Source organism: Aliirhizobium wenxiniae, from assembly GCF_014201355.1.
In the GTDB taxonomy this organism is placed as follows: Bacteria; Pseudomonadota; Alphaproteobacteria; order Rhizobiales; family Rhizobiaceae; genus Neorhizobium; species Neorhizobium wenxiniae.
On record NZ_JACHEG010000016.1, the window covers coordinates 51669 to 65306 of the forward strand.

Annotated in this window: 10 protein-coding genes; 8 read left to right on the forward strand and 2 right to left on the reverse strand. The window is 55.3% G+C overall.

What is annotated here, in order from left to right; genetic code table 11:
- Window positions 1-30: 30 nt before the first annotated feature.
- Complete coding sequence (locus tag HNQ72_RS29700) at window positions 31-2619, forward strand: HWE histidine kinase domain-containing protein (protein WP_183998186.1); 2589 nt, start codon at window positions 31-33, stop codon at window positions 2617-2619.
- A gap of 547 nt (window positions 2620-3166) precedes the next feature.
- On the opposite strand, the gene HNQ72_RS29705 is transcribed toward HNQ72_RS29700, so the two are convergent.
- Both HNQ72_RS29705 and HNQ72_RS29710 read right to left on the reverse strand, forming a co-directional pair.
- A complete protein-coding gene (locus HNQ72_RS29705; protein WP_183998188.1) occupies window positions 3167-3523 on the reverse strand; it encodes a response regulator in 357 nt (118 codons plus the stop codon).
- On the reverse strand, window positions 3516-5201 hold the full coding sequence (locus HNQ72_RS29710) for a sensor histidine kinase (protein ID WP_183998190.1): 1686 nt from the start codon (window positions 5199-5201) through the stop codon (window positions 3516-3518). The genes HNQ72_RS29705 and HNQ72_RS29710 overlap by 8 nt, the downstream gene beginning before the upstream one ends.
- A gap of 334 nt (window positions 5202-5535) precedes the next feature.
- Here HNQ72_RS29710 and HNQ72_RS29715 point away from each other — a divergent pair, with 334 nt between their 5' ends.
- The 7 genes from HNQ72_RS29715 (at window position 5536) to HNQ72_RS29745 (ending at window position 12697) form a co-directional block, all read left to right on the forward strand.
- Entirely contained in the window at window positions 5536-6051 is a 516-nt protein-coding gene (locus HNQ72_RS29715; protein WP_183998192.1) for a sigma-70 family RNA polymerase sigma factor, read from the forward strand.
- A gap of 67 nt (window positions 6052-6118) precedes the next feature.
- A complete protein-coding gene (locus tag HNQ72_RS31415; RefSeq protein WP_183998212.1) occupies window positions 6119-6298 on the forward strand; it encodes a gamma-glutamylcyclotransferase family protein in 180 nt (59 codons plus the stop codon).
- A gap of 317 nt (window positions 6299-6615) precedes the next feature.
- Entirely contained in the window at window positions 6616-7116 is a 501-nt protein-coding gene (locus HNQ72_RS29725; protein ID WP_183998194.1) for a YciE/YciF ferroxidase family protein, read from the forward strand.
- 65 nt (window positions 7117-7181) lie between these two features.
- Window positions 7182-7475: a hypothetical protein gene (locus tag HNQ72_RS29730; protein WP_183998196.1), complete on the forward strand. Its 294-nt coding sequence runs from the start codon at window positions 7182-7184 to the stop codon at window positions 7473-7475.
- Window positions 7476-7640: 165 nt separating this feature from the next.
- Window positions 7641-8384 (forward strand): helix-turn-helix domain-containing protein, encoded by a 744-nt coding sequence (locus HNQ72_RS29735; protein WP_183998198.1) that lies wholly within the window; start codon window positions 7641-7643, stop codon window positions 8382-8384.
- Between the two features lie 18 nt (window positions 8385-8402).
- Window positions 8403-10352, forward strand: coding sequence for a hybrid sensor histidine kinase/response regulator (locus HNQ72_RS29740; RefSeq protein ID WP_183998200.1), 1950 nt, complete (start codon window positions 8403-8405; stop codon window positions 10350-10352).
- A gap of 488 nt (window positions 10353-10840) precedes the next feature.
- Window positions 10841-12697 (forward strand): diguanylate cyclase domain-containing protein, encoded by a 1857-nt coding sequence (locus HNQ72_RS29745; protein WP_183998202.1) that lies wholly within the window; start codon window positions 10841-10843, stop codon window positions 12695-12697.
- Window positions 12698-13638: the final 941 nt, after the last annotated feature.

A 13638-nucleotide genomic window follows, 5' to 3' on the forward strand; every position in this document is an offset into this window, starting at 1 on the left:
ATGGTGCTCCGGTAAGGAAAAATCCGGCCAATGGCCGATCCTCGGGATGAAAGCGGGAAGCGGACGTTGGTATACGACAGGTCGAAAGTTGATCTTACAAACTGTGATCGCGAGCCGATCCATATTCCGGGCAGCATACAGCCTCATGGAGCCATGATAGTTCTATCGGACAATGGCCTCGTCTCGTTTGTCTCGGAAAATATCTCGCAGTTTCTCGGCGAGACGAACAGGGACTACCTTGGAGCGGAACTATCCGACGTCGTCGGCAACACGGTCGCGCACGATATCGGTAACGCCATTGCCGGAGCTGGGTCCGGGCATACTGCTGGAGTCATCCTCAAGGCCAAGGTCGGCGAAAGCGACAAGCTCGCTGATATCACCGTTCACCGCTATGCAGAACGCACCTTCCTCGAGTTCGAGCCGCCCGCGTCGGTCGAGGATACTGAAGTCGCGCTCCACCTGACGCAGTCGCTCGTGAGACGTGTCGATAGCTACTCCCAGTTCGATCCGTTGTTCAAAGCCGTAGCCCGCCTCGTCCGCGCCATGCTCGGTTACGATCGCGTTATGGTCTACCGTTTCCTCCATAACGGAGCCGGGCGGGTCGTCGCGGAAGCGAAGGACCCGTCTCTCGGCAGCTTCCTCGGGCAGCACTTCCCGGTCTCCGACATTCCGGTGCAGGCAAGGAAACTCTACGTAGAGAACTGGGTCCGCGTCATCGGCGACGCATCTTTCGTTCCCGTCCCGCTAGTCCCGGGCATCAAGGACGGTGAGAGGGAAGTCGATTTGTCGTTTTCGCATCTGCGGAGCGTGTCGCCGATCCATTGCGAATATCTTCGCAACATGGGTGTCGCCGCATCCATGTCGATTTCCATCGTCGTCGATGGCGAGCTTTGGGGTCTGATCGCCTGTCATCACAACACACCCAAAAACCTGTCAATCCCGCTTAGGGTCGCGACGGAACTGTTCGCCCAGTATTTTTCCCTCCATGTCGGTACGATCGAGCACCGGACGCAGAAAGCTGCCGCGGCTGCTACGCGCGGGCGGCTCGATGCCATCATCGAAGACGTCAATCCGCACGTTCCCGTGGAAATCACGCTGCGGGAGAAACTCGGTGAGTTCTCGTCCCTAGTCGACAGCGACGGCGCAGGCCTGTGGTCACGCGGGCAATGGTCAGCATATGGCGTTACGCCCCCGGATGACGACGTTGCCGATCTGATGGCACTGGTTTCTGAGAACGCCGGGCGCAACATCTGGGACACGCAGTCGATGAGGGACGAGTTCGGCGAGCGATATGGCACGCGGGTCGCGGGCCTGATGGCAATCCCGATCTCCGTGTCGTCGCCCGACTACCTGGTGATGTTCCGCAGCGAGGAGGCCCACCAGATCGAATGGGCAGGCGAACCCCGCAAACACGAAGTCCTCAACGAGAACGAACGCAGGCTCAGCCCGCGCGGCAGCTTCGACACCTGGCGTGAAGACGTGCGCCATAAATCTCTGCCCTGGACGAGCGCCGACATTGTCATCGCGGATTCCATCCGCAGCTATGTCCGTGATGTGATGCTATCGCATAACGACGCGACGGAAGAGCAGCGTATAAAGACAGAGAGCCAGAGGGTCCTGCTGAATTCTGAGCTCAACCATCGGGTCAAAAACATCCTGGCACTCGTAAAATCCATTGCCACTCAGACGGGTGCCAATGCCGCCTCGGTGGAAGACTACGCCAAGTCGTTCGAAGGCCGCCTCCGCGCGCTCTCATTCGCCCACGACCAGTCGTTTTCCGGCACTGGCGGCGGCGAATTGCACGATCTCGTCGAAGCCGAAGCGGGCATGCATCGGTTTGCCCAGATGCCCGACCGCATCAGAATTGAAGGCGAACCTCTCGGGCTGACTGAACGTGCGTTCGGGGTGTTCGCCCTGCTCCTTCACGAGATGATGACGAACGCGGCTAAATACGGAGGCCTATCGGTGCCATCGGGCAGCCTGAAGATCTCCTGGAAGCTTGCCGACAGCGGGGACTGCGAGCTGCACTGGATCGAGAGCGGAGGCCCCGAAGTCGTCGCGCCGAAGCGCCGTGGCTTCGGATCCAAGCTGATCGAGAAGACGATATCGCACGACCTCGAGGGAACGGTGGATATCGATTTCGCAAAAGAAGGACTCGAAGCGAGGATTGTGCTGCCGAAGGCGCATTTGAGGGAAGTCGCGGCCCGCTCGGAAGATTTCAACATTAAAGCCGCTGTACCACCGCAGCCTATCAATGAACTGAACGTCCTCTTGGTTGAAGATCAATCGTTGATCGCGATGGATACCGAGGAACTCCTGCGCGAGATGGGAGCGTCCACCGTTTGGATCGCGCCGACCGTCCCGACCGCTCTAGGCTCTATCGACAAGCACAAGCCCGATTGCGCGGTCCTCGATCTGAACCTCGGCCACACGACATCTGAAGAAGTCGCCATCAGGTTGGAGGAGCTGGCAATTCCTTATGTCTTTGCCACTGGATACCGCGACAGCGTCACCATTCCAGACGGCTTGGCCCATGTCCCAGTTGTGCGCAAGCCCGTCGCGTACGAAACCCTGGCCTTTGCGTTGAACAAAGCGATCCGGACTGAACGTGTCAGATGAATCTGAATGTTCAAGGACCCCGCATGCCTTGTCTCGGACCTTCCTCGCCTTATCTGACGATCCTCAATCCCGAGATCGAGCAACCAATGCCCTCAGCATCCGATGCCTCCCCCTTCCGCTTTCTAGGTCATAACGGCGAAGCGGCCGGGATCATCGATGATTACCACGAGCTCCGTATCCCCAAGGTTCAGCGCTCTCGCAGTTGATTGATTGTAATAGCTGCTTCTCCGGAGATCGATCATCTTGCACCCCCTCCTGATAGAACAGGCCAGGGGCCGGTGATGATCAAGGAGTTCCCGTTGTCCCCGACGATCGGCTGACGCGGAGTTTTTTTTACCAGGTCCAGCTCCATTGTGAGCTGGCCGACCTTGCGTTCCAGCGCCGCAATTTGGAAAGGATGCGGACAGATCCAACGTTTCAACGGCCTCTTTTTTACGCTTTACTGGCGGCTATACCGATATGTCGAGGCTCCGATCGCAGTGAAATGACGATAGCGTAGACCGCGACGTTCCCGATCCGACGCCTCGCAGGAGCCGGCCAGGGTTGGTTAAGGAGCCATACAGCGCAACTGCTGTGCCAGTCGTTGAATATCGTATGGCTTTGCAAAGAACACTCCACGCGCCGGAAGCTCATGCGCTTGCGGGTTATTCATCCCGGACACCACGATTATTTCGATGGGCGGCCAACGGTCTCGTACCGCCGCAGCAAGTTTCAACCCATCCATGCTGCCGGGCATATCGATGTCCGTGAGAAGGATTCTGATGTCTGAATTTGTTTCAAGAATGGTTATGGCCTCATCAGCATTTGATGCCTCGATAGCGATGAAACCGGCTTCCTCGACGAGATCCATCGCGAGAAGCCGCAAAAGCGGTTCATCTTCAACGATCAATACTGATTTACGCATTCCCACCCTCGTCGCATCGACCGCTAGTAACGCCGAGGTCGACTTCTTGTTCCGCCACCTGAAAACTGAGCTCGAAACGTAAACCGTCTGCTCGAAAATCAGAGGCCGTCTCGGCTTTTGCTCCGCTGGGAAATGCTCTTTCTATCAGTATACTTCCGAAACCTTTTCGAGTGGGTTTAACCACGGCAGGGCCTCCAATTTCCTGCCATGTGAGATCGATCCGGCCATCATTTTCACTCCACCTGATATCCACCTTTCCTGTGTCGACGCTCAGGCTCCCGTACTTCGTTGCGTTGGTCGCCAGCTCGTGAAGAATGAGCGACAAGGGGAGCGCCAAGTCAGGGGACAGCATAAGGTTCGGCCCAGAAATCGAAACTCGGTCCTGGTCTGAAGAATGAGCGAGAAGGGCGGCTTCTATAACTTGACGAATATGCGATGCCGAGCCCTCTTTCGACAGAATGAGATCATAGGTGCTCGCCAGTGCCGTCAGCCGTTCGGAAAAGGAACCATATCGGTCCGGGTCGGCGCGAGCGAAGGTCTGACGCGCGATCGCCTGTACCAAAGCGAAGCCGTTCTTAACCCGATGGGCCAGCTCTCGGACAAGGAGTGTCCGCTCTTCCTCCGTCTTTTCGTTCAGCACACGCCGACGGTCCAGCTCGTCCAAGAGGTCATCTAGTGCTGCGCCAACGGCGTGCAGCTCGTCCGTCGGTCTCATTCCTGTTCGAGCATCGACACTTCCAGCTTTCCACCGCGTCATTACAACCGCGATCTCGGTGATCGGCACAAGGATAAATCGATGACCGATAAACACCGCTAGCACCATCGAAACTAAGCCTCCAGCGACGATCCCAAGCAGGTTGATAATGGTCGCGCGATCGATGGGCGAAAAGGCCTCATCTTTCGAGAAACCTGCGCTGACATAGAGGGGACTGGAAGGTGGTGTGATGGGGCGATACCCAAGGACGCGCTCGGTACCGTCTTGGCTGGTAACCTCGATCGTCCCAGGTTGATTAGCGTGGATGAGCGGCTGGAACTCGTCGGGAATAACAGTTCCGACAAATTTCTCAGGAAAAGGAACGCGCGCCACGATCACCCCTGCTGCATCGGCGATGGTCACAGCGTTGCCTCGCGGCACTCCACGTTCGGTGATTCTGGCTTGTAGCCAATCCGCCCGAATCCCGCTGATCACGATTGCTGTGACATTAACACCATCGATTACAGGCATCGCGAACGGAATGACGGCACTGTCAGATACCCTGCTCCTTGTATAGTTCCCTGCTGCAAACTGTTTGTCAGCGAGAGCCTTGCGAACGTAGTCACGGTCAGCAAAGGACGCGTCTGCCGGAATAGGCACGCTGCCGCAAACAGGACTTCCGTCAGTACGAATAACGAAGATCGCACCAATGTTTGAGACTTTTGCGGATAAGGAAGCGAGAGCGTCGTCGCAGGCGACAGCATCGAGATGGCGCACAGACGGGATCGATGTCACGGCGATAAGGAGAGATCGAAGGCCTTCAACAATACGCTCGACCTCAGAAGAAGCCTGACGAGCTGCTTGGGCGGCCTGCGCTCGAACTTCATGGCTGCGCTGAACACGTGTCGCGATCTCGTTATACCCGAGCATAGCGACGACCGGAGCAAGTGCAGCGATCGCCACGGCCACGAGCTTCAGTCTCATCTAGCATCCCCCGTATTAGGAAGACCGATAGCACGCGCCGGTTCAGCTTGCTATCGCGAGGCGCCCTCGATCCAAGGATATATTCCTTGAGGTTGCTGGGGATCAAAACGGCAAAAACTTTCGTTCTTGAGGATGAGTCATCTCCGGAGGGTACATCCGAATACCACTCCGAAGCCTACGTGCCACACTGTCATTATTATTCTGCTGATGATCGGCGGCGAAACGGTTATGGTCAAACCTGAAAAGCTTTGCACGGAAATAGTCGTCCGTATGCCATCCTTTACCGCGCCGTTCGGTACGCTACCGGACACACCCAACCCGCGGAGATCGAGCCATGACGTATGCGAAGACTGTCCGTATTCAGTCGGCGGTAATCGAACTGCTTCCTGCTCTTAGAAATTTCGCTCGCCGTTTTTGCAAACAGGAAGGCGATGTCGAAGATCTCGTTCAAGACACGGTCGTAAAAGCGCTTGGCAATCTCGACAAGTTTCAGGAGGGGACCCGGCTGAAATCATGGCTGTTTACGATCATGCGCAACACCTTCGCAACCCGATACGTGGTGGCCAAGCGGACGGTGTTAGGCCTTGATGATCTGACGGCCATGGCACCGTCGCAGCCGGCGTCGCAGGAGTGGGTGATGCGCGGTCGCGAGTTCGAGATAGCCTTCAGTACTTTGCCCAACTGTTACCACGACGCCGCACAAATGATATTGCAGGAGGGCTCCAGCTATGAAGAGGCGGCAACCCGATGCGGCTGTAAGGTCGGGACAGTCAAAGGTCGCGTGAACAGGGCGCGGGCGCATTTAGCTAGTAGCATGGGCGACATCGTCTCTGCGGCAGCTCATATCTAGGGGAATGGGCTTTCGACGTTCCCTTGGTTGAAGTCCCCACCAGAAGCCGCCGTGTCCGTACGGAACGCTGAAGCGAGGATTTGCTCTTCATTCTAAAGGTCTAAGTGATGCGGAGTTCCTAGGGGATGTACATACGGTGAAACCGTACCCGCTGTATATTGCCGCCGACTTCTTCGGGCCGATGATGTTTAATCAGCCCGGCGAAGGGACGGAAATCCGCAGTGAGCTCTTCGAAGTCAGCAGCTGAGGTTGGACGAACTTGAAGACGTCGGCCAGGAGGGAAGCTTCCGGACGGATATCGAAGTGATGGCTCTGGGAGGCGGCCAACCCGAGCTATCGGCTTTTTCAAGTCGGAGCAGTGGCTCGAGCCTCTTCACTCCGATTGTATTGCAGATTATCGGGATCGCCGGTTTATTCCTCCTTGGGATCGCTTAGGTGTGGCTAACGCCACGAGTACACGACGTATCACAAATCAGCCGTAGGGAGGAATGGTTGCGATAGTGGAACCGATCACTCTTGCGGCGAGTTGTCGAGCGAACCACTGCCAACCCGGAGGACAATCCCATGGCTGCCACGAAGACACTCGACGACCTTTTCCTCGACACGCTGAAAGACATCTACTTTGCAGAAAAACAGATTTTGAAGGCACTGCCCAAAATGGCGCGCGCTGCTCAGTCCGAGGAGGGCAAAGCGGGCTTCCTTCAACACCGCGAGGAAACGCAGGGGCAGATCGAACGCCTCGAGGAGGTCTTTGAGCTTTTGGGCAAGGCTGCTCGTGGCAAGACCTGTGAAGCGATCCAGGGAATCATCGCCGAAGGCGAAGAGATCATGGAAGAGTTCAAGGAAAGCCCTGCCCTTGACGCCGGCCTCATCTCCTCGGCCCAAGCCGTTGAGCACTACGAAATCGCCCGGTACGGCACGTTGATTGAGTGGGCAAATCAGCTTGGGCTCACCGAGGCCGTCCTACTCCTGCAAGCCAACCTGGCGGAGGAGGAGGCGACCGATCAGAAACTGACCCAGCTCGCTAAAGCCTCGGCGAATGCCAAAGCCCAGAAAGCTTCCTGATCCTGGAGCTACGTAATCAGGCCGCCCCTTGTGGCGGCCTTTTCCGTTTCATCGAGGTCTGCACAATGCACCTTATCGAAATCTTTCTGCCGATATCGGTCAATGACCCTCAGTCCAAGATTGAGGCTGTTCGTCGGGAGCTAGTCGAGCAATTCGGTGGGGCCACCCTTCACATAAACGCGCCCGCTGAAGGGTTGTGGCAGGATGACGGTCCAGTCGAAAGGGACCGCATTGTTATTGCGGAAGTCATGGCGGAGATCCTTGATACTTTCTGGTGGCGCTCCTATCGGGAGCGACTTGAGGACGTATTCGATCAGGATTCGATCTTGATACGGGCAACAGAGACTGCTTGTCTTTGAGCAGCGGTTTCGGCAGCTCCTGTCGCTTGTCTTTTGGCTTCTTCCACCGACAGACGTCCGGGTCACGCCTGTTACAATGCGTTACAATTTCGCATTATATTTTACAGATCGCTCATCCGCCTGTTACCGCTAGTGTGTCCAATGGCTCATCAAATGGAGTCAGACATGCCGCTCGCCAGCTATAGCCGTGAACAAGCTGCAAAAATCACCTTTCAACAGGCGCAGCCTGAGACGCTCAACTGCTTGTTTTACCGGCAGCCGGTCGAATTTGTGCAGCCGGGTCAATCCATATTCTTTGAAGGTGACGAAGCAAAACATGTCTTCGAGGTCGTCGCAGGTGCGTTACGCATTTTCCGGATACTTTCAGACGGCCGCCGCGTTGTCACCGGTTTCGTGTTCGACGGCGATCTTCTCGGCGTTTCACTCAGAAAAAATTATCTCTACAGCGCGGAAGCGTTGGTCGACACCAAGATCCGGCGGCTAACGAGGAAGAACTTCGACCTTGTTGTCCGGCAATCCGAGGACCTTGCTCCGCGGGCATTTGAATTCATCTGTGATGAGATGGCTGCGGTGCAAGATCAAATGGTTTTGCTTGCGTGCAAGAGCGCCGAAGAGCGGCTCTGCACGTTCCTACTGAAGCACCTGCGCAAATCGATGACAAAGGGAGAAGGCCAGTCGGTTGTAAAACTGCCAATGACGCGACAGGACATGGCCGACTATCTCGGACTGACAATTGAGACCGTCTCGCGGATGATCACTAAACTGAGCACAAAGGGTGTTTTGGGGTGCGTTGGTCGGCATTCGGTGAAGGTTATGAAACCGATGTTGCTTGCACAACTGGCCGGAGACGATGACGTCTATGAGTGGGCAACCTCGATCGAGCAATCCGAAGGCCGGCGCCACAACTAACGTGGATCGTAGCACGAGATGAAAAACAAAATCACGATCGAAACTGAACTCGACGCTGTTCTTCATCTTCTCGATGAAGCGAACATCATCGTCCACGAGAATGACGGCATCATTACCCGCTGGAGTTCCGGTTGTGAGACACTGTATGGTTGGTCGCGCGAGGAAGCGGTCGGACGATCTGTTCACCAGTTGCTGCAGACGCGGTTTCCTATGCCGCTCGATGAGATTCGCAAGCAACTGGCAGGCGAAGATTTTTGGCAGGGGGAGGTCGAGCATCGCACACGCGACGGGCGTTCAGTCTTTGTCGCTACACGGTGGACAGCGGTTTCTCTGTCTGCTGACGCGAAATCTGTCGTCATCCAGACCATCACCGACGTTACAGAGATGAAAAGGGTTCAGAACGATCTGGCAGAACGGGAAGCACATCTTCGATCCGTTCTCGATACTGTACCAGAATCTGCAATCGTCATCGACGACACCGGCATAATTACTTCGTTCAGCGCTGCCGCCGAGCGGCTTTTTGGTTACAGTGCTGCGGAAGTGTGTGGGCAGAACGTCAGCATGCTGATGCCGAACCCTGATCGCGATGCCCATGACAGCTACATCTCCAACTATGTGGAGACTGGTGAGCGGCGCATTATTGGCTACGGTCGGGTGGTAAACGGCCGCCGCAAGGATGGTACGATTTTCCCAATGGAACTTGCCGTCGGCGAGGCACGAACAGGCGGCAAACGCATTTTTACTGGTTTCGTGCGCGATCTGACAACCCGCCAGAAGATCGAAGAAGAGCTACGGCAATCCCAGAAAATGGAAGCGATCGGCCAGCTTGCGGGGGGACTGGCGCATGATTTCAACAATTTGCTGACTGTGATTAGCGGCAACCTCGAGATGATGGACTATAAACTCGAAGATGCTCATCTTCGAGTTCTCCTACAGGAAGCACAGGCGGCTGCAGAGGACGGCGCGAAGCTGACTGGTCAGTTGCTGGCTTTTGGGAGGCGGCAGCCGCTTGACAATAGGCTGGTAGATGTCGGTCAACTCGTTTCAAGCTTTTCCGACCTAATGCGCCGCACTCTCGGGGAAGCGATCGAATTCAGGACGGTTACTACGGGATCTTCGAATGAAGCACTTGTAGACGCTTCCCAACTCCAGAACGCTATCCTGAACCTTGTTATAAATGCACGTGATGCTATGCCCCGCGGCGGAAAGCTAACGGTCGAACTTTCTCGTGTAAGGCTCGATGCCGATTACGCGAAGATGTACCCGAACATGCGCACCGGAGAATTTGTACTTGTTTCGGTTACCGACACTGGAACCGGCATGACGCCCGACATCAAGAGCAAAGCGTTCGAGCCGTTCTTCACGACCAAGGACACCAGCGCGGGCACTGGCCTCGGGCTCAGCATGGTGTACGGATTTATCAAGCAGTCCGGCGGCAATATCCAGCTCTACAGCGAACCTGGGCAAGGCACGTCGGTGAGAATGTATCTGCCCGCCGCGAAGCGAAAAACGGGCATGGATAGTGTTCGGATCACCGCCAATCAGGGGCAGAGCCCGTTGCCCGGCGGAGCTGAAAAAATCCTGGTTGTCGAGGATGACCCACGTGTCCGGCGCGTGACTGTATCTCGCCTAACGAGCTTTGGCTACCAGGTCATCGAGGCGGAGAACGGCAACGAAGCTCTGACGCAGTTAGAGAACCACGACGATATCGCGCTGCTTTTCACCGACGTCGTGATGCCGGGCGGAATGACGGGCGATGAATTGGCGAACCGTGTCCGTGCGGCCAAGCCTCACATTCCTGTTTTATTCACGTCGGGGTACACCGAACCCGAAATCGCAGGGAAAGAACTCGCCCTCACGGGAAGCTGGCTAAAGAAGCCGTACACATCTCGAGATTTGGCAACCCGGGTTCGAGCATTACTTGACGCAACTGACTCCACTTTAGCAACACCGGTTACGGCAATGTAACTTCGTTCGCTTGGCCAAATTTCATGTTGAGTGGCTCCGCGGATGACAAAGGCGCAAAAGTCAGACCAATTGGAAAAGACAGATACAGCTGGGGGAGCCTCACTCGCTCCCTCAGTAGGGTAACCGGTAGTGCCTAATTTGGCCGAGGACCGTCCCTACGCCTACGCCGTCGAAACCTGATGAATCCTATCGGAACGGGCAAGGCGGCTGCCACGAATGATCGAGGACAGCCGCCAAAATGGAAGTCTTGGGGGTATTAACTTCCGTCGCCGTTATTCGAGACCTTTGCGGCATAGTTTAGGCCGCGTCACAGTTACAGACATCCGCCACTGACAGGCGAGGCTAATCAGGAATTCCGACAACTTAGCCTTGTCCGTATGCGGTGATTTGTGTAACTGCCTCAGATAAGCATACCCTCGTGATATACACTGCTCCCTTCATATCGGTGTCAACAGGCTGGATGCAGCCTGATCTGAACGGAGACGTTGTTGAGCAATAGCAAAAGCCTAGTGGAGGAGAAGAAGCAGACCGCAACTGGTATGGTGTTCTGCGCCTGCGTGCTGGGCCTTTTATGCCTCGTTATATGGGATGAGTACGAAGGGTGGGCGTCGGCTGTCGCTCGTATCGAACATGGCCTTCTGCAGGACGCCTTTGCAATCGGGCAACATGTTGACGATTCCATTCAGGTCGCAGAGCTTGCACTCTCGGATATTATAACGGAAATTGATGATGAAAAGGGCTCGCCACAGCTTCAGGGCAAAATCGTTAACGTGATGAAGCGCCAGATTGGCGTGGTCCGTCGGCTCGATTCACTCTCGTTCATAGGAGCAAATGGCCGTCTTATTGCAACCTCAGTTGCAAACGGGAGCAGTGGCGTCGACTTCGGAGATCGTATCTACTTTAAATACCACAGCACACATGACAGTCCCGCTTCTTTTGTGGGGCCGCCCGTTCTCGATCGTCTGCGGAGCGGTTGGATTATCACCGTTTCCCGACGTTACAATCTAAAGGACGGATCCTATGGCGGCGTGGTGGTCGCAACCGTCTCGCTCCGTTACCTTGCCGACTTCTTTCAAAAATTTGACATCGGCGCCAATGGCACAGTCCTGCTCGTTAAAGGTGACGGCACAATTTTAACCCGAATGCCGATGAACGAGAATATTTTGGGAACGGATATGAGTGGGCACGATCTTTTCCAAGCCCATCTTAGCAGGCGCACTGAGGGCGTATATCATTATACGTCGCCTGTGGATGGGATGAAACGCATCAGTGCATACAAGAAGAGCCAAGCGACCGGAATAGTCACCCAAATCGCGGCATCCCGTGCTGAAACGCTGACGAACTGGATCACTGCTGCCCAAATCAGATGGCTGAGCTTCTTGGCCATGTTTGGTCTTGCCTGCGTGATAGGGTGGAGATGGAATATCCAGGCAAAACTTCGTCGCATCAGCCAACGGGAACTGACGCGACTCGACGAAGAGATACGAGTCATCGCGGAGAGTTCCGCTGACCTAATCCAGCGACTGAGCCTCGACGGCACTCGAGAATATGTATCTCAGGCATCCCTGAGCCTTTACGGAATTCCACCGGCAGATCTGATGGGCCGCAACATGCTGGAGGGTCTGGAGGAAGAGAGTGCCTCGAATGTTCGGTTGGCCTTACAGCAGATGAGGAACGGTAAACCGTCGGAGAAGGTAACTGCCTCTCGAAAACTGCAGAATGGTCGTGTTATTTGGGTGGAGACAACTTTCAGCCGCTGTGAACCTCATCCAGGCTCACCTGCAAGTATTGTTGCCGTTACACGCGATATTACACGCCAGAAGGAGGAGCGGGATAACCTTGACGCTCTTGCCAAGACGGATGGATTGACCGGTATCGCGAACAGACGTGTGCTTGATGAGCGATTATCAGAATACAGCGCTATGGCTGCGTTACCTCATCCTGTCTCGTTTCTCTTGATCGACGCGGACAACTTCAAGAGCTATAACGACCAGTATGGCCACGATGCAGGAGACACTTGTCTCAAGGCCATTGCGCAGGCGCTTCAAACTGCTGTTGCGAACCAAGGAGATCTGGCGGCCCGCTACGGCGGGGAAGAATTTGCGCTTCTCCTTCCAGGAACAGATGCTCCGCAGGCAATGGTGGTGGCTGAAGGTGTAAGAGGAGCCATTGAGGAACTGTGCATCGAGCACGCAGGAAACCCTCCGTACAACAAAGCAACGGTCAGCATCGGCATCGCCACTCTCTCCGCTGGATCCCGGAGCGATGCGTCTTCGCTAGTACATACCGCTGATCAAGCGCTATACGCTGCAAAAAGCGGCGGGCGAAACCAATGTAGAAGCTGAATTCGCTGACCATGCGCGAGATTGACAGGATCACTAAGCGGCTGTTTGACGAAAACTCGGATTGCCTTGCCGAAAGCACACCATCCAGGCCGAGAGCGCGGCTGCGCAACCATGGTGGTTTGAAAGGTCTCAGCTACCTAGTCTCTTTTCTTGGACTTCTGGTAGGGCTCCGATAAATCAAGGTTCTCTGATTTGGCTGCATCTGGCTCCGTTTCCGCATGCAGCTTTTCATATTCACGTTGAATGAGCTTTCGGAGACTGGCCTTTCGCTCGTCCCCGGTTTCTTCCTCAAGCATTCTCTCAAAGTGTTCGATGGTCTTCAGTATCACGTACTGTCGCAAGCTTCCACCTTCCCGCCACTTGAACCAGCTTGGAGTCCTTAACGGTTGGTACGTCGCCAGAGTTGCCAGACAATGGCGAAAAATTCTGGCACAGGCCATGTTACATGGTTTGGGATGCTTCGAGACTTCATCGGTAGGATATCGTTCACGCGTCCATCCGTGGCGGCCAAAAAAACGCCTATACGGCCGAGAAGTTCGGATACAGTAGGAATACTCTGCCAGATCGGGTCAAACTATAGTGTCGTATGTCATCCCTCCACTGCCAGTTTTAACTCGACATTATCTAGCAGGAGGCTCAGGTGGGTAGAGCGGTAGCCACGCCATCTATTCAAACCGCCACGCCGCGTTACGGTAAGTAAGCATCGAAAGGTTCGGCCGCTGAACAGGTTTGTTTTGAATAGGCGAAGAAGCACTGCACCTCGAGCTTAAACAGAAGCGCCCGGTGAAAAGCCGGGCGCTGGATTTTAGAGCTGCGGGCTGTTGCTTTTAGTGCATCAGCAGGCGCGGCAGCCACATGGAGAACATCGGCACATAGGTGACCAATGCCATGGCGAGGAAGAGCGCGCTGTAGAAAGGCAGAATGGACTTCATGACTTCGCC